The organism is Sphingobacterium sp. R2, assembly GCF_040760075.1.
Taxonomy (GTDB): Bacteria; Bacteroidota; Bacteroidia; order Sphingobacteriales; family Sphingobacteriaceae; genus Sphingobacterium.
Genome location: NZ_CP142884.1, coordinates 1,374,459 through 1,397,282, shown reverse-complemented (window position 1 = coordinate 1,397,282; position 22,824 = coordinate 1,374,459). Strand labels below are relative to the sequence as shown.

The following is a 22,824-nucleotide window of genomic DNA, read 5'->3' as shown; positions in this document are numbered from 1 at the left end:
GTGCTATTTATAGATGATACCATAGATGAACCGCAGCACAAGCAGGTAATAGGCGCGCACTGCCCAGTATTGTCTTTTGGACGCGAACCATTGCAAGAGGCGTGTATGCAGCGATGCCGAGCGATTGTGCAGAATGTAGCGGTCGGCACTGCTAAACCAGTTGGTCCAACGGATATAATCTGCTTTGCGTCCGGTCACCAACAATGGCAATTTGAGGGTTAACTTGAGGAAGTCGATACCGTGGCCTATATCGGCGGCATAGGTGCTTGCCCCAAGGCAGCGCTCGACTTCCTCGATATTGGTTTCCACCTCACGCATATGTTTTATCGAGAATAGTTTACTGATGGATCCGGCATTGTCCTGCCGGTAGTGATACAATACACGGTCCAGCAAACGGATGCGCTTGGCATGTATAAACAACTTCATTGTAACCAAGAGGTCTTCGCCCATATTGGCCCCGGGGATGAAGCGGATGGCGTGCTCTTCATACAGCGATCGACGCACCATAAACAGCCAAAGGTTCCAGCGCATGCGCCCGGCCAGCATGGCCCGGATCGCATCCAAAGGACTGGCACACGTGGGCTGTAGCATGGTACGTTCGCTTTTTTGAAATACAAGGCACCAGTGAAAGTACACGATGTCTGCCCTACTGTCTGCGGCTTCTTCCACACAGCTTTGAACGGCATCGGGTGCCAGACTGTCATCGGCATCGACGTACAGCACAAACTCACCCGAAGCATGATCCAGTCCTGTATTGCGGGTTTCGGCAACGCCTTTATTTTCGGCATGGGAGATAATTTTGGCCGAAAACCCCGATCGGCCACCAATATCCTCGGCAAATGCCTGCAGCATCGAGAGGCTGAGGTCGCTACTGGCATCGTCGACACAGATAAATTCGATATGTCCATAGGACTGCCGACGGAGCGACACCAATGTGCGTTCGAGCGTCTCTTGTGCGTTGTAGACCGGTGTGATAATACTGACTAAGGGTAACGTTTTCTTCATATGCGTGTTGTAATTAGTTGGGGAGTAAAATTGCGACCACCCGTTCGACGAGGTCCATATGTCTTGTACTGAACTTTCGCGCAAAGAGAAGATTGGAGGCCATCAGCCGATCAAAATCGGCGCTGGTCCATTCAATTAATTGTCCCTTATGCCAGCCGATCATGCGCTGACAATCGTGATCTTCACGACCGGTTTGATGCCGCTTAAACCGAAAGCTGGAATTATAGCAAAGCGTCTGGATAAAGATTTCGTCGCTGCAGAAGGTATTTTGATACATCTCGAGCACCGCACTTTTGTGCGTCAACACATAGCGAACAAATGCATCGGTGAGGCTAACCCATTGGGCGCCTTTTCTGAAGATCACATCTTGATTTTTGTATCGGCCAAAAAGCCATTGCAAACGCAAGCTTAGGGCTCGGGCGGCACGATAGTAGGATCCACAGATTCCCTTTACCTTCCGAAATCGGGTTGGATAAAGATGTACGCGACGGACTTTACGCTCGATCTCCTTGTCGCAGTTGCCTTTTTGAAATCCGATAAACTCCTGCCCCTGATGGGCGGCAAAAAAAGCATGAATCTCGTCCTGACTTTTTAGTGGAAGATCGACACCGGACAACAAGTGGTAGTAACCATACTGCTGCTGCGCAGCGGCTGCTTCAAAAAGATGATATTCCGCCGCAACGACAGAGACATCGCCCCAATGCACATCCACACGTGTATCCAATATGTAAAGACCCGCATGATGGGTGGCCAGTTGGGGCAACTGCGCTACCTTTTGATCAAAATGGATGTAGATGTCGTTGCGCTTATCGTCTAGGCACAGCAAAAGCTTCTCCAGTACCTCAAAATCGGTATGTGCCAGAATGAGGTAAGCATGTTTTAAGTTGTCCATATTAGCTATCCTGATCCTTTCCAGCGGGCATTGCCGCTTTTCTCTGTTTTAAAATCTGCTTGAGCTGAGCAATCGTATCTTCGGAAAAATAGGTCAGCTTGTGCAGGCTGGTTCGTAAAAAAATATCGGGATAGGCTATGGGGTAATCGCCGCCCGACAGTTTGGTTTGCAAGAGATGGGGGTAAACATCACTCACAAGAAAGCCTTGACCTGCCGATTTTTCTGCCGGTAGCAGCTGCTCATGTAAGATCTGAAAGAAAAAATAGTCGAGTGCCCCGTCCGCAGATTTCCAGTAATTGAGCAGCAGATGACAGAGCTGACCGAGAAGCGTATGCCTTTTTTTGGCGAAAATAATACTATTAAGCATCTTTACTTGATGATCCTGGTGCCAGCCCCAATAGTAGGCATAGCTGTTTTTCCAATAATCGGTATAGGATTCCTGAACGTCCCGCTGGTACACGAAATAGTCCTGCTCACAAAACTCGGCTGGCAACACATCCGTCAATAAGATGGTGGCGTCGAGCCAAACACCACCATAGACGTATAATAGGGCTAGACGGATGATATCCGAAAAAAAAGTGCGGTTGATAATATCTGCCTTTCGCTTTGACCAGATAAAATCGGGTATATCGAGGTAATGTGTCAACGTATAATCGTCCAGGCGAATAACGGTATAGTCGCCCCGGTACGTATCCACCGACTGAAAACAAAGCTTGACGACATCGGGCAGGCGGTCGGGTTGTATGCCTTGCCCCCAATATTGCCAGATCACCTTATTCGCCGGCAGTTCTATCTTGGGCTCCAAAGGGAAATGCTCAAGTTCGCCACGCTGATCCCGCGCGATCATCTGATTCCAAAACGCCACAACTATGCGGTGTTTACGTAAGATTTTCTGTTCACGGAGCATGCTCCAAGCTGTTTGTAAGACCGACTTCTTTATCATATGAGGTAAGCTAGTAGTTATAATTTGATCTGTTTTTTCCATGCACTGCGGAGTATGCCACAGAAAAAACGGTATTCCTCCAATTGAATGATCCAGCATACCGTTGCAAACGACACGATGTAACTGGAGAAAAGCAGAAAGGCTTCCATCCAGTCGGTAAGATCGTAGGGCAGCAGTGCAGTGCCCCACCAAACAGCAAAGCCAAGCATACATGAAAGGAATATACTGGGTAATAGATCAGACAGTTGCTGGCGCATCGAGTAATCCAGAAATTTAGCGGTGTAATGGGTATTGATAAATAACGATGCAAAAGACACCGCCACCTGACCCCAGATTAAACCAAAAACGCCGTACTGCAAACCTACCACTACAGCAATGACAATGCAGATCTTCTTAACGATTTCGAGCTTGAGATAGAGGTCTGACCGCCCCTTGACCTGCAATACATTGAGGTTATAATTGTGAATAGGCTGAAAAAGCGCTCCCAAAGCCATTAGCTGGAAATATGGAACTGCTGGTAGCCATTTTGCGCCAAGCAAGAGCCTGATAATGGGCTCCGCCGCAATCACCATCAACGAAATTGTCGGCGCGATAATAAAGATAACGAGCTTGAGTACACGCCGGTAGGCTCGGCGCAATTGCTCATCATCGGTACTGAATTTAGCAAACAGCGGATATGTTACCTTGTCCAATGCTGTGGAAATGTTGTTGATCGGCAGATTTTTCAGTGACTCGGCCCGGTTGTAATAACCCAGCACGGTCTCCGAAAATCGCTTCCCGATCACAATGGAATATACGTTATTAAAAACAACATTGAGCAGCGCAGAAAGCGTGAGGCGGATACCAAATGCAAAATGATAGTTAAACTTTTCGCGGTCAAATGTAAAGGTAGGCCGCCAGTCACTGTAAAACCAAAATTGCAGTGTGCACAGCAGATTTTGCAGCAAAACTGAAAAAACCAATGACCACACACCCACGCCTGCCAATGCAAATCCAACACCTACAACGCCCCCTACGATAACAGATGGAAGGCGCACTTTGAAGGCGGTCTTAAAATCGAGCTTTTTATCGAAAAGCACGCCCTGTACATTGACAAAGCTGTCGATAATCAGCACTATACTGTAAACGCGGATGACGGGTACCAAAATTGGTCTTGCGTAGAACTGTCCAATCCAGGGCGCGGCAATAAATACAAGCAGATATAACACCGCTGTAGTAGCCATATTAAACCAGAAAACGGTGGATAGATCGCGCTCGTCTACGGACTGCGTGCGTACAAGGCTGCTGCTCATTCCACCGTTGATCAGAACGGTAGATATATTTATAACCACATTAAACAGTGCAATCGTCCCAAAATCTGCGGGCATCAGCAGGCGGGCCAACACCAGATTGACCACAAAGGAAACCAGTTGTACACCAAACTGGCTCATAAACACCCAGACTGCTCCCGTTGCGACTTGTTTCTTTAGCTCCATGTGAAATCGATGATTAAGCCAGCTGTTTAGTCAGTGCCTGATATTTTGCTTTTAATGGAAGGGGGAAAGCAGTCAGCAGCCCACGCTGCAGCTCCCTAAGATCCGTCTGGCAATTTGCCTTTTCCCAATGGGAGGCAAACAAGCTCTTCCAGCTTTCTTCGCTGGCTAAAATGTCATCCAGCTGATCAAAACCCTGGTAAGACGGGATATCGACGGAACTAAAGTAATCGTCAAACTTAAAGCCGTCGGTATCAATATAGCCCATTTTGATCCACAATGCGGGTATGCCGTAGGCATGGGCGACAATCAGCCCATGCAAAGAAGACGAAAGGATATACGCGCAGTCTGTGATCTCGTCGACAATACGCTCCACGTCGACCGTACGAAAATCGATCAGATTGAGATCTGGCCCAAACTTTTCCCGAAAAGCATCTACTTCTTTCCAATGCGGAATGACACCGAGCTGCTTGGTCTTCTTTTCCTTGCCCCGAAGCCAGAGCGGAAGCAACACCGCCGGATCACCGAAGGTATCGCAGCGCGGATACCCCATGGCCTCCAGCTTCTGACTGGTATGCTTTCCGCGGACGGCATAAAGGCGCCCACCTCCAAATGGATCGTCGGCATTCATAAACCCTGCACCCCAAACAGACGATTGATTATTGCCCCAGCGGATAACGGAACCCACCGCAATCAACGAGGCCTGCGAAGGCCAAAGAATGCTGCGAAAGGCCGAAAGACGAAAACGAAGGAGATTTTTACTCATTTTTTTTAATCGGTCCTTCGCAGAAGGATCCCAGCTTTTATACTGCACACGAAGGCCTGTGAGCTCTGCAATCAAACGGGGGCTGAGCGCATCACCAAAATTCTTTCCGTCCCAATAGATCAGGTTAACTGTTTTCATACGTTGCTAATTGGCTGTTGGTTTTGATATAAACTGTAAAATCGCTTTCTAATGTACGGCGCAATCCATCCTGCAAAGCAAAGGGAGGCTGAAATCCGGTTTCCAGCGCTTTGGATGAATCGTATTGGGTGACCGCGCAAAATTTGCGGACGCGAACGGAGCTGATTGCCAATTTGCGGCGCAGGATAAAAGCAAGGGCATCAAAAGCGTAACCGCCCAAGAGGCCAAGCGAATAGGGTATTCGCAACGTAGGAATTTGTTTACCAAGCACTTTGCCCGTATAATACACCAGATCGTTGGTGGTGAGATCGGGCTTATCGCCGTAATTGTACAGATTGTACCCGGTTGACTGGTCTGAAATCAGGTAGGCAATAAACGCCACAATATTACCGATGTAAGACATTGATTTCTGATTGTTTCCTTTACCGATCATCATAAATTTGCCCGAAGCAATCTGCTGCAACAGATTATAGACATTGCCCCGGTTGCCCTCGCCAAAAATAACCGTGGGCCGGATGACCTGGACGTTCCAGTCGGCATGGACAGCATACCACTTTTGCAACACGTGCTCAGCTTGTAGCTTGCTTTTCCCATAGTGGTTGAAGGGGGCTACCGCTGTCGTTTCACTTGGATTGGCTTTACCTAGACCATATACCGCTACAGAACTCGTAAAAACAATGCGTGTGATTGCATTGGCCTGCATGGCGTAGAGTGTATTTTCCATCCCATTGACGTTGACGTCGTAATATTTTGATACCGGGGTAACGTCATCCCGGTGTTCTGCGGCCAGGAGCACTACTTGATGTACTCCCTGAAGTAGACCGCACAGGGCATCACGGTCTTGCACATTACCGATACGGGTAAGTTGTGGATATTTTTCACTGATGACTTTATCGATAATCACGACATCGTGATCGGTCGTATGGAGCAAGAGGTCGGTTAGTCTTGTTCCTACAAAACCGGATCCTCCAATTAAAGCTATTTTCATCTGTAATGTTTACTTGTTATAGATTGATAAATAATTGCAGTTTGGCGATGAGCTGTCTTTTATCCAAAACATTGAACAGACAGTGAAAGCCTCCCCAGAAAAGCAGATCGACCAGCACAACCAGGTTGTTGCTGACGTACCGTACAGCCACAATATTAAAGAGGCAAAACAGCAGCGTCATGAGCAGGATAAAGATCAGGGCACTATGCCGGCTCAATCCCGCCCGGAGCAACTTGTGGTGCAGGTGATTTCGATCGGGTTTAAAGATCGGCTTACCGATACGCCAGCGGACAAACATGACCCGGGCCACATCCAGCACCGGCACAATGAGGGTAGAAAAAGCGACCACAATAGCGCCATCGGAAAAGGGTTTGATAAAGTGGTTGTTCATGGAAAAACTGACCACCAGAAAAGCAATGGAAAAACCCAGTGTCATACTTCCTGTATCGCCCATAAAGATGCGCCGACGCCGACGTGTAGTGCCAAAGACATTGAGATAAAAGAATGGGAGTATTACAGCAACCGTGATAAAAGCAAAAATGGCATGCAACCAGGCGCCATAATAAGCGAACAGCACACCTAAAACCGCCAAACCGATCGTTACCACGCCTGAACAGAGCCCGTCGATGCCGTCAATCAGATTAATGGCATTGATAATCAACACCACGACAAAAACAGTAAGCGGCATACCAAGCCAGGCCGGGATACCAATAACGAAGCCCAGTCCATACAGATCATTGATCCACACGCCACTCAGAGGCAACAGGCAGGCTACCATAATCTGGGCCACAAATTTCCATTTGTAGCTCACCCCAATCAGGTTATCGCCGATACCGATCATAAAGAGGATAACCAGGCCGCAGACCAACAAGGCCATACTCGGCAGGATAATCCACGACGCGACCTGCAGGTCGATATTGCCGACATTGAGCTTATACAAACTGACAAAAGTAATGACCAGGATACAGCATTGAATAGGGGCAAAAGCAACCCCGCCCAGTCTCGGGACAATATGCTGGTGAAGTTTGCGGGAATCAATCGGATCGAACAATCGCTTCCGGTAAGAAATCAGTAAGATATAAGGGAGCATTCCCCAGCTCAATAACATCGCACAAAGAAAAGGCAATAGTACAGTGCCGTACTTCATCAAATCCAAACTGTTCATGGTGATCTAATCTATTTGTTGTAAAAATTTTCGCTCCATGCCTAGGGGTACATTGACTTTTCGAGGAATGGAATAAGCGCATCCAACCCCATCGCTGTCTTAACCTCCTCGCTGGCGGCGTCCAATAAAACGAGCCTCGGAAACGAAGAAAGAGAGAAGTAGGATTGTACCCCGCCCTTCCCTTTCAGGTCGAAACCGTTGATCCACTGCGACGGAATATGCTCCCGGTAGGTATTCCAATGGCTTAAATCGCCGTTGACGCAGATGGCCACCACATTGACCTTGCCCGATGCCACTTCTTTTGCCAAAGGCACCGATTGCTTCATCGCGGCAATCAGTGCCAGACTTTCCTCCGCTTCGGGGTCATAAAAAACCAACAATTTGTACGCCCCCTTCACATCTTTCAGCAGATGACGTGTACCATCAATGTCTATAAATTCATATGCGGATGCGATCAATTTTCCCTGTTGCGCATCAGGATAACGGCCATTGCTCTGACAGGCCAACAGGAAAATTGAAAGCACATATGCGCAATATAAATGGATGGATTTCATTGGAATGAATAAGAGTACTTTATGAAATTATTTGGCGATCGTAATAACTGCGCGGCTGAGACGAGGATCATCGTAATACATATTGTCGACACCCCCTTCATAAGCCAGTTCGAGCTGCTGCGGCGATACATTAAACTCTTTGACCAATACATTATAAATAGCCTGGGCGCGTTCACGGCTCAGACGATCGTTGATGGCTGTGGTACCGGTTCCTTTATCGGCATACCCGGTCACTTTATAGGTAATGTTTTTATTGCCGGCCTGGATCACTTTCGCAAAGAAGCCCAAGTTGACACGCGCTTCATTGCTTACGACGCTTTGATTGATCGGAAAGGTCACCAATATAGGAGCTGCCAATATTTTTTCTTCTACCCGGATATCGGTAATGGTTTTGCCCTGCGATGCTGCCAATTGCGCCTTGAGGGCTTCATTGTCTTCAGCAAGCTGCTGTACATTTTCGCGAAGGCTGTTTAAAAGTGCATCGCTGTAGCTGATCACGACAGAACTTGGTTTTTCCCAACCCCGCTTTTTAAACTTGTACGTCAGCCCCAGTGCAGCACTCAAATTGCCGTCTTGGCTACGGTTGCCGGTTTCACCATCAAAACGATCGTTGACCATGGCTCCGCGCACATCAAACGTGAGGTCCAACGCATCGCTGAGTCGGAAACTGTTGTAAATACCGATGTTTGCACTCACTTCTTTCTGGGTAGGCGCATCGTTGGTAACCATCCAACCTAGGCCAACATACGGGCTGATGTTATAAAAACGATCTTTCTTGTAGCCCGAAAGAATATTGGACAGATTGAATAATACATCGCCATGGATATGGAAGTAATTAAATTCCTGGTTGTATAGCCAGTACCCCTCCCAAGGTTTCCCTGCATATTGCACGCCCGTGGAATGGCTTCCATTTTGCGTTAGTCCTTTCACTTTAAAACCGGTCAGCCCTGCGCGCACGCCTATACCGGGACTGAACCATTTGCCCAGGTTAAATTCAAAACTAGGTGTCAATCGTTCGGAAAACTTCATCTGCTTGTTGTGGTCACCAAAATAAATCTGGGCTCCGGCCCCGGCATTGATAAACCAGTTGTCCCAAAAGCGATTGGTTTCGACTCGATAGCGGTCTGTTGATACGGTGATGACAGTATCTGGTTTTACATCGATTTGCTGTGCTTGGGAAAGCTTGCCCCCCGCTACAGCAGCAAGCAATAATAATGTCTTTTTCAAAATCATCTTCGGTAAAATTGTTGTTGAATACTAATGGATAATATTGCCTTATTATCTTCAGCAAAATTGGCCAAAACAAAATTTCGATACACTATAGCGCGATATACCTTTGGCTTTACGTTTTCGGAAAAAAACGCCAGATAACCTATAATTTAATAGAAGGAAGGAGTTAACTCCGCAATCGGCGTGATTGAAACGATAATTTTGCTTAATAGAAAAGTTAAATTTTCTTTAAAAAGAAAACATATTTCAACGAATGATAAGCGCTCCAGCTACACAAAATCATGCAAGCCGCTCATCCTGTAGTATTTGACCTACAAAAGGTAAAAAGAGTGGCTAAATCCTTTTTTTAGCGCACAGCCGTTTTATGAAAAGAGAAATTTATAATAAAAATAACGGCCAAATTAAATGGATTTTGGACGATACTACCTGCAGACGCAAACGTGGATACAACGGATTCCATCAGGATTATACTTGGCTAAAAGGAGAGGCAGCAGGATTGCACCTTGATAGATCAACTTCCTGCATATCATGCGAGGCAACAGGATTGACCTTGATGGATCAACTTCCTGCATATCATGCGGGGATACAATGGGTAACTATAGCCCACCCTGGGCTTGTAAAAGCATAGCCACTTTACCCTATGGGAAAATAAAAAAGATAGTCTTCGGCCTTTTGTACAGGATAGAAACCGACATAAAAAACCCGTATAATTAATTATTAAACAGACACTTAAATATATGAAAGATGGATAGAACGCAGCGAACACCTGTTTAAAGGGGCGTTCTTAAGCGCTGGAAGTATTCTGAAGGTGGAATACCTTTTACTGCTTTAAAGACAGATGAGAATTTGCTGATACTTGAAAATCCGGCCTTTTCGGCTAAAACCGAGAACTTGACGTTGAGTAGGTCAGGATCACGTTCAACACAGGAAATTAAATACTCTATGCGTGCCTGTTGGATATAATTGTTAAAATCCATTCCGACGTAACGATTCAAAATATAGGATACATACCGTGGGTTGGTACCCAACAAATCGGCTAAATCTTGCAGCGAGACTCCTTTTTTGAGAAAAAATCGACCCTCTTGTGCTTTTTGAAACTGCTCAACCAAACGGTCTTCGGTCACCTTACTGATAAGAACACCTGAGCGCACAAGCTCCTCTCCCTCACCGGCCGCCTCTTGCTGTCCGGCGTTATCTACCTCTTTTTCGTTCACCATTGGGATAGCAATCGTGCTGACTTTTTGCCGGGATCGCTTAATATGCCGGATGAAATATAGCAATAACATCAGGTTCGCTATCGAAAGAATACAGTTGATCAGGATAATTAAGTCGTTGTAACCGATTTTTACGTTCATTTTTACTTCGATTTGGATTGTGCTTGCTGTAGAGAATGCCTATAATCTTATTATTACAGCTAACCATAATAATACAGACGACACTAATTTGCGTCAAAAAGGGATAATAACGATTCCTTTTTTTCGTCTATAAGATCTTTTGTAGAAATCTCGCTACTTGCGTGTCGTCTAAAAGCCACAAAAATTGAGCGGTGAAGATTTCCAAACTATGGTCTCTACACATTTTTATTGGAAAAAGAGTTTTATTTCTGCTGCAAAAAAGCATCTTTCGAAGCTTAACACATAGGTAGCTTAGCGTACGCCCTTGAACGCGAAACTCACGCACGTTAAATGACTTCTTTCGCCACAGCATTACTGATAAAGATAATTTAATTCAAAACCACAATTATAGTTAAACATATATTACCTACAAATAGCAAATATTAGGTATTTTGTAACTACACTATGACAAATTATTGTGAATTCTTTCGTTAAAGAATTAAAAAACTTTTTCCGATAGTTACTCAAAGAAGAATATTCCTATTTTTGAAATGCTAAAAAGCGATTTTTCGATCGAGCAATAGGCTAAAAATAATTTTCAAGCAGTCTCTACCTATACAACTTCATGAAACATAATATAATCACGATCTCCACAAAATGGATCGCTGTCTAAAACACACACACAAAGCATTTGCGCTGCAAATTCAAAAAAAATGGAAAAGAAAAACAAAAAAGAAAATTCTGACGAACAAAAGATTCCCGTAAATGAAAGACTCCAAATGGCGGTTGCCAGTATTCTCGAAGGCCGATTTTTTATCGAAGAAGCGGTAGAAAAATACCGAATACTCCCCTCAAGCATTATTCAGGAATTGAGAAGAATTCAAAAACTGAAAAAAGCATCTGCCCAACCTCATAAAAAAAAGAACTAATGATCTTACGCAAAAATGCCTCACGTTGATTTATGCGATCTAGATTAGATGTTCTTTTTATGGATAATTTAATATTCTTTTGTAATTTGCCCTTACATGAATGTGTTGTACTTCGCGACCAACCTATTCTATTGCCTTACTTAAACACGAATTTTATTGATATTGCATTATGGAGGTACCTTCATCAACGAAATTGTCCCAAACACGTTACCGCATCGCGGAATTGATCTTGGAGTTTATCCACCCCGTAGATTACGCTTTGCCTCAGCTCCTTCCTTCTTTTAGGGATTTTCAATGGCAAGACTTGAACGAAGAAACGAATATTCGCATCACGATCAGCCAAGGTAGCGCACCGGAAGCTGAAGATTTGGGACTGCTCCGCACGGATGAGTCTATTGCATGGGGTGATCGATTTCGGTTTTATGAACGAGCGGATGGTTTTGTCACGACTATCGTGAACGAGCAAGGGGATGACCTATGGTATCTGCATAGTGAGCGAAACTTTAAGCACTCCACCCTTTATGTACCTCGTAGTTCCACCGCAGAACAGGGTGCTGTGATTACTTGGATGGCGATGATGATATTTGGCCAGGCCAGCCTTTTACACAATACGATCATGATCCACGCTTCGGTGATCAACCATGATGGTAAGGGAGTGGCATTTCTAGGCAAGAGCGGAACGGGCAAAAGCACTCATAGCCGGCTGTGGCTACAACACATTCCAAATAGCATTTTGCTCAATGACGATAATCCTGCCGTCAGCATCACGGCGGAAGGAACGTTCATATATGGGACACCCTGGAGCGGAAAAACACCTTGTTATAAAGATGAGAAACTACCTTTACAGGGATTTGTACGCCTACAGCAAGCTCCAGTAAATGAGTTTGAGTGGCAGACCGGACTGAAAGGCTTTATCGCCGTATTGCCCAGCTGTACATCTATCCGCTGGAACAAGGAGTTGTTTGCCAATATGAATACGATTCTGGAAAAGATAATCGCACAGGTTCCTGTCGGTTATTTAAAATGTTTGCCGAATACCGCTGCAGCAGCGTTGTGCCATTCGGCGCTCTTTCCGCACGAATAATACCTTAAAAGATCCCCTAAGATTTGTACATGACTTAGGGGATTTTTTTTACACCAATGCCACGACAGTTTACAGCGGGATGTGGTTATTGAATGCTCCAGTTGTTAGTTTGTTGCAACAGTACCTCGTACACATCGCACGTAACTTGGACTTGTGCGGAACGAAGTATCAAAACCCGTGCTGCTCTCACTAACCCGCCATTGATTCCCGTGCATAGTTCCGAAATAATCTCTGGAACCGAATGCCCAATAGAACCCCGAAAAAGATATGCTGATTGGCGCGCGAGTTCGGCTCCACAATGTGCTCGATGGAATTTGAGCACTTCCCCAGGCCAGATCAGGCGTCTTGGGCAACACAACAGAAGAACTTCCTTTAACAACTCGAACGCCTTGTTTTCCATTTTCTGTAACCAACGTTTTTGTCGATCCAATAAAAATGGACTGCCAATCCGCATGCGATGGGGTTCTCCAGCCTCCACCGTTGATGTTAGCTCGGGTACAGGGATCTCCTACAGGGTTATAAGCGTATGTTTCTCCGCTTCTAAAGCTTCTCCATCCAAACGCTGTTCCTAAATCGAGCGTATTGGCAAATGAATAGACATTATTGGATTCGATTAAATTACCGGGAGCCCATTCTAACCCATTAATCACCGTTGAACCTTTTTTAAGCGTCAGACTTAAATCGTAAGACTTTCCTTTTTCTAACGGCACATTAGGAATTGTCAAGTTTTTTACTTCTCCTCCAACCTGGAGACCATCAATTTTTAGCGTCCCTAAACCATCTGGGGCTGCGATCATAAACGCTGAAGATTGTGCAAATTTTTTGGTCGCATCGCTAACAAGCGTTACCGTCTTACCTCCTGAAATGATATCAGCAGATTTGTACTGAACACTGGCATCACTCACTTTTAAAGAAAAAGCATTGTAATGGGGAGACATGCGCCATACACCTAAACTATTGATATCTCCGATCTCTTTCGTGTCTAAACTGACGGTGATCTGGGAAAATAGATGCTCAAACAATACATTGATGTAATTCGTTCCAGCATCCAATACTCGATCTACACGTGCGTACATCTGATCTAAATCCTGTCCTCCACTTCGGCTAAGTAGCCCGTCAACAACGGCGTTATTAAGACTTAAGCTGGAAGCGGGCAAACCTACCTCGTACGTTTTGGTATGGTTGCTTTGGAATATGAAAGTATAAGGCTTACCGGCATCGAATGTATGTTCTCCGCCCGAAATTGGGGTACTATTACCAACCACGAATCGGTTGTATCCTTTATATGTACCATCTTTGTCATAGTACGTAACAGCATATCTGATACCGCCTTCCACTGCTAACCGTCCCGCATTAGCACGGTTTACGGTACTTCCAACTTTTTGTGCACCTTGATCTGGCGAACTTTCGGTCAACACCCATTCTAAGGCATAACCTCCACCAACTGGTATAATGGAACGATGTGCATCATTACTTGCCTTGGCCGCGCTGGCTTTAGTTTTAACTTCTGCATTGGTACTGCCGTTGCTTACCGCTGTAGCGAAAATTACGGATGCCTTACCTCCTTCGGCTTCTAGCTGTGTTTCTTCCCGTTCGCAGGAATTAAATAAGGAAGCCAGAAAGAACAATCCAGCATTCAGAAACAGACTATATTTAATTTTAATTTCCATTGTTTTAGCTTTTTGAATTACCATTCGATTTCCCATTTTTTGTTCTCTCCAGGCTTCCACTCATGATCAATTCCGCTACCATAGCTATCGCCCGGAATCACATTGGCCGAACTAGCGGCAAGCGAATTCTCCATTAGAATGTCCACGACCTGAAGACGGGGCGGAACATATACTTCCCTAACATTTTTAATTTCTTTTTCCATTTTTAAGTGTCATAATGTAATTTTCTTTCTATTGATTTTAACACGAATACTCGGCTCCACTGCTAGCAGTAAAAGCATACAAATCAATACATTAGTCAACAAACCACAAACAATGAAGGCTGAAAAGAGCAAATATTAGGCACATACGGTATAACTTATAACTAAACATTGGTAGCCGATACTTTACAATATGAATTATTCAGACCTATTAATGATGAAATTTTAAAAGCGGAGGTTAAAAAACTTTATATTCGAAGCTTAGTAAAAAACTAACACAATGAAAAAGCTTAAAATTGCGGTAATTTTAGACGACGAGAAATTATTTGCCAATTCATTCTCACTTTTACTAGAAAAGTACAACATATTTGACTACGTGCACGTATTTACTAAGTACAGTGAAATGATGGCTTATTTACTGGAAGATGAACGAAATAATATTCATTTCTTCTTGGATTATTTTCTGGGAAACGATAATGGCGTGACTGTGCTTCAAGATATCAAAAAGCTGGTCAAACATTCTTCATTCATCTTCCTATCTTCTACAAACAGTCCACATATTATTAATAGCATGCTCCAAGTGAGACCCAATGGGATCATTAGCAAATCTTGCGAAATTTCCACCTTAATGGCATGTTTAAAATCAATAGAAAAAAAAGAATTCTTTATGGAGGAATCTTTGCAAGACCTAATTAAAAATACAGCAAGCATTTCACTGGCGTTTTCTAAAAGAGAAATACAGCTCCTTTACCTTTTTATGAATGGATTTAGTATTGCTCAGGCAGCTGAAAAAGCCTGCCTAAGTACACATACGATTATTACCTATCGCAGAAAAATGATGGCCAAAACAAAATGTAACTCCATTTTACAATTATTAAAAATCGTTAAGGAAAATGGAATTATCAATTAAATCATCGTTTTTTACAATCCTTTGTATTCTCCTAAACATCTCCAATGCGAATTGCCAATTCGAAAATTATGATTTTGCTACTATCTTCGATAATAAAAAAACTAGTCGAATAGCATATTTTGATAAAATGGATCTTTGGGTCGATCAACAGTTTTCCAAAGGCGTCACATTTCCGCGGGAAAAGCTAGTGGAACACTTGAAGACGTACAAAGAATACACAAAAGAATCTGATGATTTTGTGCCCTATAGAATTAATTACTACATTATGCTTGCCAATAATGCGGAATATTCCAATCGCAATGGAGAGTGTATTTATTATCTTGAAAAGGCTGAAAAGGAAATCAATGATTTTTATGGCCAAAAGGCATTAATGGTGGCGGGAAGGAAAATCAATGTTTATTTAGAAAACCGAAACTACAAAAAGGTACTTGAAACCTATGATGCCAACCTTCTTTATCTTTCTTCTTTTCCAAAGCTTATTCAACAAAGCAAAGTAAACTTAAATATTTCAATGACTTACATTTCTATCCTTAATCCGGCGATTGAAGCATTCGTTGCCACAGGAGATTATACAGGAGCAGAAAAAGTATATGCCCTCTCTGAAAGGATTTATGCTGAGCTTAAGAAAAAGCTTCCTCAGGACAATACCTCAGCTCAACATGTAAACTTTTATCAAGCACACATTCGCTATCAGCAAAGTCTAATAGGATCTTTTCCATCAACAATGGCAGTTGAAGCGCTTGCCGACATGAAAAAAGCGATTTATAATAACATCATACAGGAGAAAGAGATCAGCAACAATATTCGAAGTAAGTACTACCTATCCAAAGCGAATTACTATTATAAAATACAAAATAAAGATTCAACCTACAGGTACCTGGATTCGCTGAGAAGCATACCATTTTTAAAAGAAGAACAACATTATCAAGCCAATGCTTTGACGACATTAATTGCTGAAAAAGAGGGTGATTTTTTTACTGCCTATACCAAAATGAAAAAAGTTGCCCATTCGACAGATTCATTAAGGGCATTGTTGGTAGATGATATCGATAATTTAGTGTATTCACACACGCAATCTGAGATAAATAGAGAACTGTTAAATATTGCTCAAAAGAAAGAAAATATTAGGAGACTATGGATCATTGGCCTAATTGGCCTATTTACTACCGTCGCGCTAATAGCGTATTACCTATTTAAAAAAAGAGATTCGAAGTCGAAAAAACGTATCGAGGAATTGGACAGAGAGGTAAACCTCCAAATTTCCGTCATGGAGGAGCGTCTGGAGCATATAAGAAGAGAGGAGAAGAACAAGCTAGCGCAAGATCTTCATGATTCTTTTGCAAGCAAGCTTGCCAGTATCAAACAGCGATTAAGAATATTGAAACATGACGAGATGACTTCAGAACAAAATGAAAACATTGAAGTCCTGATTCACATTTCGAATGAGCTCTATAACGAGGCCCGTAGGCAGAGCCACGAATTAAATGATGAGGATTATCTAATTAGCGAAAGTACTTACATCGACAATTTACTGAAAATCATCAAGTATGCCTTACCAAAAGGGGAATATGAAACTGAAATAAATATTGATCCGGGCGCACTGGAGATTGCATCGCTCGAGATAAGGATTCAGCTCATCTATATTTTTCAAGAAATTTTAACAAACATAATTAAACATGCAAAGGCCAAAAAAATACAGCTATCCATCTATAAAGAAAATAATATATTGACTATTTTAATTGAAGATAACGGTAGAGGCTTCAACGCTCAAAAGCAGCTTAATTATGGTTTGGGGTTTAAGTCTATCACAAATAGACTGGAAAAAATAAATGGTAAAATGGCCATTACATCTGAGGTAAATCGAACCTCCGTTTTTATTGAAATAGTGTGTACCTAGGCGATGCTGCCCCAATTCGATTGTATTTCCGAACGAATAATAACCTAAAAAAATCCCCTAAGTTGTATGCTTAGGGGATTTTTAAAACACATATGTCTTGATTAACGTTTCTTGATCATGCCGCGATCTGGTCGGATATTGACCTCTCCTCCTTTGAGGGTACGATATCCTTTGCGACTTACAGCGTTAATGGAAGCTTTGGTCGTGATACCTGGCGCAGCATCGTTCAATGCTGTCGCAAGCATGGTCTCTTTTTTATTCCCCACATCAGCAAATACATAATCTTCTATATTACGTTTATCGGGAACAAGTCCATCCCAATAGTCAGAAAAACCAGCAGAATTTTTCAATAGAAAGGAAACTGGCCAGAAAGAAACTTTGTTTTGGACGACCTGCTCAAAGAAACCTACCGGTTTGCCGTAAGTACGCGTACCGGAGGCTATGATCTGTACTTGCATATATGGTTTCAGTACATTGATCAGCATTTCGGCAGCAGATGCTGTACTTTCGCTCACCAGGAAGTAGACTTTATTGAGGCTTAAATTGCTCTTACCTTCAAACTTGGTATCCTGAAACATATTATTGATACTTGGCGTGGATTTGATGTAATTGTTTACTTCATAGGTAAGCATCAATTTGCCCTTGGTAGTTGCACCACCGATTTTATCAGCAATATAGGCAGAAGCATCGACATAACCGCCGCCATTATAGCGCAGATCAACGATCAGGCTTTTAATCTGCTTATCCTGAAACTTGGTAAAGACAGCATCAATCGCCGACTTGTTCGCTATCCCTTCGCTACTTGATCCCGAAGCGGCCGGGTCTTCTATTTGTTCAAAGGAAGACAGGGCAAGATAGCCCACATTGTTTCCGGTTGACTCATAGATAGTATCTTTATAAATCGGATTAATGGTATAACCATTTGCATAAGTAAGATCCTTTGTCGTTGTTGTCCCGTCTTGATGTTTCACTTTTAACTTAAGTGTACCAGCGTCAAGTGCGGCATTCAGTTTGTTCCGAATTTTATCCCGGTCACTTTCATTAAAGCTACAATTTTGGCCTTCACAGGTTACAGCAAATGAATAATCTGTGTCGTCACCTACAGCAGTAATATAATCCGACCGTTTTAAACCAGCTCTCTGCGCAGGTGAACCACCTTCTACAAAATAGATAATTGGATAAGCTGTTATTCCGTCTTCCGTCCCAAAACTAGTATAAATGCCATACCCGTCGTTGGTATCCATCTTGAGCCTTCCGGTAGCTGTAGTTGCCGTGTTATAACCGTCGAGCCCCACGATATACGAAAACCGGTCGAATACACCGCCTGAATAGGCTGCACGCGCTGGTGTCAGTCGCTTGAGTGCGGCAAGCACGGCATCGGCAGAACTGTATTGATCGGTAAACTTGGAAGGATCGGCTTTATAGTCAGGAATGGATGTCTCCCAAAGGGAATATAATTTATAATATTTGTAAATATCATCCTTAATTAACTGCGCTTCGGTACGCTCGGTAACAACGGGCTCGAGTTCTGGCTCAGGTTTAGGGTTATCCTTTTTACAGGCAACGACAACCAGCCCTGTCAGCGCTATACCAACAAACTTCCCCACTCGGATTAAAGTCTTTAATTTCATAGTTGAAACATGTGTAAAACAAACATAAAAAATTTAATCCTATCTGCAATAAAAAAAACACGCTAGCCATGGGGAGTGCCAGCGTGTTTACTACCTATTGAAAAACGTTAGAATAACAACCCATCCTAGAGAAAGTTTTAAAAAAGATAAAAATCTTTAGATTTTTATCTTTTTTAAAACTTTTACTCATATTTATAGGGTATTTTATCCTTTAACACATCAGAACTGTCAGTTATTTCAGTTTATTGATATGATAGACTTGTGTTACTCCAGGATCAATTTCAGCACCTTTTTTAACGCTGTTGTTCTTAATGTTATATTCGTAGATAAACCACTTGGATGCGGGCGTTTTTACGGCGGTATAGAGATTGCCATCTTGAATCAAGTTAATAGTGGTCGTAGGGTCGCCACCTGTCATTTCGGCCAAGTTAGCAACGATTCTCTTATTGGCCACATCGATAACATATGGCCTGATATACGCTTTACCGTCTCCCAACCAAGCGAGATCACCGCCTTTTACGGCATAGTCTTTCAGATCGTATAAATAGCTTTTGTCAAATTCCGTCTGTCCATTATTGACACGCAAGATCGCAAAAGTACCATCTGTTTTACCACGCGTCAAAAGATAAAGATTGTTGTTATCATCAAGAAAAGAATAGTTTTCACGCTGCCAGTGACCAGCTACATAGCTCGTTCTGTCATCGCTCATGATATGACCGTTGGCCATACTTGGGTAATCGCAGATATAGGCGTAAGCTTTTGTGTTGACAGGCTTATAATCGGAATCGTAGTAGAAAAATCCAAAATAGGCCTTGCCTCCAGCAACGCGCATACTGGTCACATTGAGGATCGTCGGATCGACCGTTCCATCTTTCTTATATACGGTATAATCCAACATCGGGATCTGCGCTTTTAAAGTCTTATTCAGCGTCATATCCTTTGTGTTCATAAAGTAAATATCTTTTTCAAATATTTTTTTCTCTAGGTTGGCATCACTGGCTCCTGTACTTGTAAAGACAATTTCGTCGTTTGTGCTAAATTGGCTGGCAACTTTTCCAAGGTAAAAATCACTCGGAAACGCATAATTATCTACTTCTTTGAATAGAAGCCCTTGCGGGGTTTGTACCAATTGGTGCTTACTGAAACGTGTACCATCGTTGGACAGGTAATAATAACCATTAAAGATGTACGCGTAACCGGCATAGCGGGCTTGAGGTAAGTTGCCGGTAATGTCTACGCCCTTATTGTTGGCCGGCGATAACAAGGTATCTTTCATGATTTCATCGGTCGTTAAAAGATAGGAGCCATTTGCCGTAGCAACCCATACCGAATATTCTGTCGGTTCGGGTGTTGTCACCTCAGGCACATTTGGACTATCTTTACAGGAAGATAGCAGTAGTGCAGCGAATGCACAAAAACCAAATAATCTATTTTTTTTCATGATTATAAATGTTATTTTATTAATTATAGGATTGAAACTCTAAGTTTTACATAAAATGCGCGCCCCGGTTTTTGAAGACGGAAATTGTCGTAAGCGCGTTCATCAAAGATATTACGCGCCTCACCCGAGAGATTATAGCGGTTGCGGTTCCAGGAATAGCTAAGCAGCAAGCTGTGTACCAATTGGGTAGGAATATAATTCTTGGAAGCCAGCGAGCCCAAATGGCTGTCGCTCAAGTAAAACCATTTGGTATACTGTGTCGTCCAGTTGATCTGTGTACGGCTGCCTTTGCTGAACCAATCGTTTTGTGCAAAACCCAAATCCAAATTACCATAGACCCATGGCCGGTTTGGGATCTGATATCCATAAGTCGCACTCACTTGTTGATTATTTTCGTTGGTGTATTTCTGATTGTCGATGGCTCGGTCATAACTACCATTGAAGGCGGCAGTAATAACATCTTTATACCCGTAGCGTGCTTCGAAACTTCCGCCGTAGATCTTTACACCCGGAATGTTGTAGTACTGAAATTTGTCCTGTCCATTGTCTGTTACAATGCGTGTATTTTGATAGTCTTTTGCCAAGCGATAAAAACCGGAGAGATCGAGATTGATAAAGTGGTTTTGGTTAAAGAAGGTATTGTAGTAAAAACCGCCATTGAGATTGTCGCTATTCTCGGGCTTTAGATCCCAATTGGAAAGAATATTAAAATTGTTACCATATATTGCTGTCATCTCGGGCAATTTATAGGCTCTTTCGGCAGAGAACTTTACGCCACCATCGTCGAATATCCGATAACGGGCAGCTATACTGTAGCCCGTATTGCCCAAATAGTTTGTTTGTGTGACGATGTCGCCACTCACGTATTGATTATTATCGTCGTATTTTCGTTCGTCAATCTTTTGGTAGGTATCTATCCCATAGTACTTAAAGGCAAGGTTGGCAACCAGTCGTTTGTCAAACCACTGACTTTGCCAGGCTAGACCAGCAATATGTTTAATCATATTTTTTGGTAATCCCGAAGTATTGTGATTTAAGATTTTATCATAGGTTTGACGGTCATTGGTACTGATATTATAATTTAGGTTTAAGCTCTGCGTGCGGCTCTCGTCAAAATCGTAGTTCAAATTTATTCTTCCAAGTAAACTACTGGTATTATCCCTTATATATTTCTCTCGGTTAGTGGAATTTCCGGTAGAATTGGTGATTGGACGGCCACCCCACTCATAGTTATAGGTTGCCGTATCCCTGTTGCGGGTAATGTCATAACCATAGTTGGCATATATATCGGCATAAAGGCGGTCTATTAGAAAGTTTTGTTTTTTGTAGCTAATGGTCGGCATAATGTAAGCCGATTCGGTCCAGTTGCCACCAAAAGGTTTGTTGATTGTGGCGCCGAGTTGATTTTGTTTATTGTTACCTGAATACGTCAGTCCTACGAAAAACTGATCGGCCCAGCTTTTATCCCGCAACCCGACCTCAATCTGGCCCATGCTTGAATAATAACGGTCATGAAATCGTCTTGCTTCGTCAATCGTGACAAATTTATTATCGATTACTTTTTGAATAAGAATTCCATAATTCTCCTCCGTATACATCTTGTAATCGTTGTCGGAATAATTATAGAAAGCATTGGTACGGACTGATAGTTTACTTTTGGGATTGGTGTACATCCCTACTAATGATGCTTGATGTGTATTGAAGGATCCATAACTATAACTCAGATCAAGAAAGTGCCTATTGCGTTGTTTTGTAATAATATTGACTGCACCACCAAGGGCGTCGGAGCCTAAAAACGCCGGAACCACACCTTTATAAATCTCGACGCGGTCGACCAGATTCACTGGGATATTATTCAACGACATTGCTGGCCCAAAATCATCCATAGGAACACCGTCGATATAAATTTTTGCAGCCAACCCGTTGATCCGAAACACAAAATTGGATCCCAGTCCGCCATCTTCACGAATCGTGACACCGGGCGCAGTACGTAAAATCTGATTGACATTGGCTGTCTGATTGGCGTATCGGTTCATATCAATCACGCTGACATTAAACCCCGATCTTTTTATTTCGTTAACTCGACGTTGGTTTTCGGTCTGCCCCCTAACATTGGCCGTTTCAAGAACGCGTTCATCTCTCTTGAGCTGAATGTCTTTGTAATTCTCATTGCCTTTTAAAAGTGCGCTCTGTGCAATGTAACCGATAGAAGTTACTTCTAGCGTATAGGGTGGCTTAATGTCTACACGCAACTTATAAAACCCATCCAAATCTGTAGAGGTTCGGCTTTCTGTGCCCAGTATACTAACGGTAGCACCTTCAATTCCTTTTCCAAACAAATCTTTCACATAACCTGTAATGGTGCGCTGTGCTTGGACTGAGTTCGTGAAAACGAATAACAATATAATAACGATGTAGGAAGACTTAAACATGTTCGTTTGGTAATAATTTCAGTTGTTTATCATGCCTTTTAAATAGTAACTCATTAAAAAAACGCAGTGCTATAGCGATCATTTGAAAGAGACTATTTTCATTGACGGCACAAATATAAATTTATTTAGATTTATTACAAATA

At 42.9% G+C, this 22,824-nt stretch carries 20 protein-coding genes; 5 read left to right on the top strand and 15 right to left on the bottom strand.

The window, feature by feature from the left end; genetic code table 11:
* Positions 1 to 3: 3 nt before the first annotated feature.
* Genes VXM68_RS05840 through VXM68_RS05800 form a run of 9 tightly spaced genes read right to left on the bottom strand, consistent with a single transcriptional unit; the run spans position 4 to position 9,150 of the window.
* Positions 4 to 1,005, bottom strand: a complete 1,002-nt coding sequence (locus tag VXM68_RS05840; protein ID WP_367210697.1) for a glycosyltransferase family 2 protein — start codon at positions 1,003 to 1,005, stop codon at positions 4 to 6.
* Between the two features lie 13 nt (positions 1,006 to 1,018).
* On the bottom strand, positions 1,019 to 1,897 hold the full coding sequence (locus tag VXM68_RS05835; protein ID WP_367210696.1) for a beta-1,6-N-acetylglucosaminyltransferase: 879 nt from the start codon (positions 1,895 to 1,897) through the stop codon (positions 1,019 to 1,021).
* A 1-nt stretch (position 1,898) separates the two neighbouring features.
* Positions 1,899 to 2,840, bottom strand: coding sequence for a capsular polysaccharide synthesis protein (locus VXM68_RS05830; protein WP_367210695.1), 942 nt, complete (start codon positions 2,838 to 2,840; stop codon positions 1,899 to 1,901).
* 17 nt (positions 2,841 to 2,857) lie between these two features.
* A complete protein-coding gene (locus tag VXM68_RS05825; protein WP_367210694.1) occupies positions 2,858 to 4,315 on the bottom strand; it encodes a lipopolysaccharide biosynthesis protein in 1,458 nt (485 codons plus the stop codon).
* 13 nt (positions 4,316 to 4,328) lie between these two features.
* The gene (locus VXM68_RS05820; protein WP_367210693.1) at positions 4,329 to 5,216 is read right to left on the bottom strand and encodes a polysaccharide pyruvyl transferase family protein; all 888 of its coding nucleotides are present in this window, start codon (positions 5,214 to 5,216) and stop codon (positions 4,329 to 4,331) included.
* Entirely contained in the window at positions 5,203 to 6,204 is a 1,002-nt protein-coding gene (locus VXM68_RS05815) for an NAD-dependent epimerase/dehydratase family protein (RefSeq protein WP_367210692.1), read from the bottom strand. Before VXM68_RS05815 ends, VXM68_RS05820 begins: the two co-directional genes overlap by 14 nt.
* Before the next feature lie 16 nt (positions 6,205 to 6,220).
* Entirely contained in the window at positions 6,221 to 7,369 is a 1,149-nt protein-coding gene (locus VXM68_RS05810; protein ID WP_367210691.1) for an MraY family glycosyltransferase, read from the bottom strand.
* Between the two features lie 41 nt (positions 7,370 to 7,410).
* Positions 7,411 to 7,923 carry a thioredoxin-like domain-containing protein gene (locus VXM68_RS05805; protein ID WP_367210690.1) on the bottom strand — a complete coding sequence of 171 codons (513 nt, stop codon included), beginning with the start codon at positions 7,921 to 7,923 and terminating at the stop codon, positions 7,411 to 7,413.
* A 27-nt stretch (positions 7,924 to 7,950) separates the two neighbouring features.
* Entirely contained in the window at positions 7,951 to 9,150 is a 1,200-nt protein-coding gene (locus tag VXM68_RS05800) for an OmpA family protein (protein WP_367210689.1), read from the bottom strand.
* Between the two features lie 367 nt (positions 9,151 to 9,517).
* Between VXM68_RS05800 and VXM68_RS05795 the strand changes: the two genes are divergently transcribed.
* Positions 9,518 to 9,781 carry a hypothetical protein gene (locus VXM68_RS05795; protein WP_367210688.1) on the top strand — a complete coding sequence of 88 codons (264 nt, stop codon included), beginning with the start codon at positions 9,518 to 9,520 and terminating at the stop codon, positions 9,779 to 9,781.
* Positions 9,782 to 9,923: 142 nt separating this feature from the next.
* Here VXM68_RS05795 and VXM68_RS05790 read toward each other — a convergent pair whose 3' ends face one another.
* Entirely contained in the window at positions 9,924 to 10,508 is a 585-nt protein-coding gene (locus tag VXM68_RS05790) for a helix-turn-helix domain-containing protein (protein WP_367210687.1), read from the bottom strand.
* 692 nt (positions 10,509 to 11,200) lie between these two features.
* Between VXM68_RS05790 and VXM68_RS05785 the strand changes: the two genes are divergently transcribed.
* Together VXM68_RS05785 and VXM68_RS05780 are read left to right on the top strand one after the other, a co-directional pair.
* Positions 11,201 to 11,416 carry a hypothetical protein gene (locus VXM68_RS05785; RefSeq protein ID WP_367210686.1) on the top strand — a complete coding sequence of 72 codons (216 nt, stop codon included), beginning with the start codon at positions 11,201 to 11,203 and terminating at the stop codon, positions 11,414 to 11,416.
* A 169-nt stretch (positions 11,417 to 11,585) separates the two neighbouring features.
* The gene (locus VXM68_RS05780) at positions 11,586 to 12,500 is read left to right on the top strand and encodes a hypothetical protein (RefSeq protein ID WP_367210685.1); all 915 of its coding nucleotides are present in this window, start codon (positions 11,586 to 11,588) and stop codon (positions 12,498 to 12,500) included.
* Between the two features lie 104 nt (positions 12,501 to 12,604).
* On the opposite strand, the gene VXM68_RS05775 is transcribed toward VXM68_RS05780, so the two are convergent.
* Both VXM68_RS05775 and VXM68_RS05770 read right to left on the bottom strand, forming a co-directional pair.
* A complete protein-coding gene (locus VXM68_RS05775) occupies positions 12,605 to 14,170 on the bottom strand; it encodes a fimbrillin family protein (RefSeq protein WP_367210684.1) in 1,566 nt (521 codons plus the stop codon).
* Positions 14,171 to 14,187: 17 nt separating this feature from the next.
* Positions 14,188 to 14,373 carry a hypothetical protein gene (locus VXM68_RS05770; RefSeq protein ID WP_367210683.1) on the bottom strand — a complete coding sequence of 62 codons (186 nt, stop codon included), beginning with the start codon at positions 14,371 to 14,373 and terminating at the stop codon, positions 14,188 to 14,190.
* A 277-nt stretch (positions 14,374 to 14,650) separates the two neighbouring features.
* On the opposite strand from VXM68_RS05770, the gene VXM68_RS05765 reads away from it, so the two are divergent.
* On the top strand, positions 14,651 to 15,280 hold the full coding sequence (locus VXM68_RS05765) for a response regulator transcription factor (RefSeq protein WP_293880006.1): 630 nt from the start codon (positions 14,651 to 14,653) through the stop codon (positions 15,278 to 15,280).
* Positions 15,264 to 17,177 carry a sensor histidine kinase gene (locus tag VXM68_RS05760; protein ID WP_367210682.1) on the top strand — a complete coding sequence of 638 codons (1,914 nt, stop codon included), beginning with the start codon at positions 15,264 to 15,266 and terminating at the stop codon, positions 17,175 to 17,177. The genes VXM68_RS05765 and VXM68_RS05760 overlap by 17 nt, the downstream gene beginning before the upstream one ends.
* 101 nt (positions 17,178 to 17,278) lie before the next feature.
* Here VXM68_RS05760 and VXM68_RS05755 read toward each other — a convergent pair whose 3' ends face one another.
* The 3 genes from VXM68_RS05755 to VXM68_RS05745 form a co-directional block, all read right to left on the bottom strand.
* The gene (locus VXM68_RS05755) at positions 17,279 to 18,808 is read right to left on the bottom strand and encodes a S41 family peptidase (RefSeq protein WP_367210681.1); all 1,530 of its coding nucleotides are present in this window, start codon (positions 18,806 to 18,808) and stop codon (positions 17,279 to 17,281) included.
* Positions 18,809 to 19,040: 232 nt separating this feature from the next.
* Positions 19,041 to 20,249: a hypothetical protein gene (locus VXM68_RS05750; protein ID WP_367210680.1), complete on the bottom strand. Its 1,209-nt coding sequence runs from the start codon at positions 20,247 to 20,249 to the stop codon at positions 19,041 to 19,043.
* Between the two features lie 23 nt (positions 20,250 to 20,272).
* Positions 20,273 to 22,681, bottom strand: a complete 2,409-nt coding sequence (locus tag VXM68_RS05745) for a TonB-dependent receptor (protein ID WP_367210679.1) — start codon at positions 22,679 to 22,681, stop codon at positions 20,273 to 20,275.
* Between the last annotated feature and the right edge of the window lie 143 nt (positions 22,682 to 22,824).

Coding starts and splice junctions, on each gene's coding strand:
- VXM68_RS05745 (WP_367210679.1), bottom strand. CDS start 22,681: ATGTTTAAGTCTTCCTACATCGTTATTATATTGTTATTCGTTTTCACG.
- VXM68_RS05830 (WP_367210695.1), bottom strand. CDS start 2,840: ATGATAAAGAAGTCGGTCTTACAAACAGCTTGGAGCATGCTCCGTGAA.
- VXM68_RS05775 (WP_367210684.1), bottom strand. CDS start 14,170: ATGGAAATTAAAATTAAATATAGTCTGTTTCTGAATGCTGGATTGTTC.
- VXM68_RS05760 (WP_367210682.1), top strand. CDS start 15,264: ATGGAATTATCAATTAAATCATCGTTTTTTACAATCCTTTGTATTCTC.
- VXM68_RS05780 (WP_367210685.1), top strand. CDS start 11,586: ATGGAGGTACCTTCATCAACGAAATTGTCCCAAACACGTTACCGCATC.
- VXM68_RS05755 (WP_367210681.1), bottom strand. CDS start 18,808: ATGAAATTAAAGACTTTAATCCGAGTGGGGAAGTTTGTTGGTATAGCG.
- VXM68_RS05750 (WP_367210680.1), bottom strand. CDS start 20,249: ATGAAAAAAAATAGATTATTTGGTTTTTGTGCATTCGCTGCACTACTG.
- VXM68_RS05840 (WP_367210697.1), bottom strand. CDS start 1,005: ATGAAGAAAACGTTACCCTTAGTCAGTATTATCACACCGGTCTACAAC.
- VXM68_RS05810 (WP_367210691.1), bottom strand. CDS start 7,369: ATGAACAGTTTGGATTTGATGAAGTACGGCACTGTACTATTGCCTTTT.
- VXM68_RS05795 (WP_367210688.1), top strand. CDS start 9,518: ATGAAAAGAGAAATTTATAATAAAAATAACGGCCAAATTAAATGGATT.
- VXM68_RS05820 (WP_367210693.1), bottom strand. CDS start 5,216: ATGAAAACAGTTAACCTGATCTATTGGGACGGAAAGAATTTTGGTGAT.
- VXM68_RS05835 (WP_367210696.1), bottom strand. CDS start 1,897: ATGGACAACTTAAAACATGCTTACCTCATTCTGGCACATACCGATTTT.
- VXM68_RS05770 (WP_367210683.1), bottom strand. CDS start 14,373: ATGGAAAAAGAAATTAAAAATGTTAGGGAAGTATATGTTCCGCCCCGT.
- VXM68_RS05790 (WP_367210687.1), bottom strand. CDS start 10,508: ATGAACGTAAAAATCGGTTACAACGACTTAATTATCCTGATCAACTGT.
- VXM68_RS05815 (WP_367210692.1), bottom strand. CDS start 6,204: ATGAAAATAGCTTTAATTGGAGGATCCGGTTTTGTAGGAACAAGACTA.
- VXM68_RS05765 (WP_293880006.1), top strand. CDS start 14,651: ATGAAAAAGCTTAAAATTGCGGTAATTTTAGACGACGAGAAATTATTT.
- VXM68_RS05785 (WP_367210686.1), top strand. CDS start 11,201: ATGGAAAAGAAAAACAAAAAAGAAAATTCTGACGAACAAAAGATTCCC.
- VXM68_RS05805 (WP_367210690.1), bottom strand. CDS start 7,923: ATGAAATCCATCCATTTATATTGCGCATATGTGCTTTCAATTTTCCTG.
- VXM68_RS05825 (WP_367210694.1), bottom strand. CDS start 4,315: ATGGAGCTAAAGAAACAAGTCGCAACGGGAGCAGTCTGGGTGTTTATG.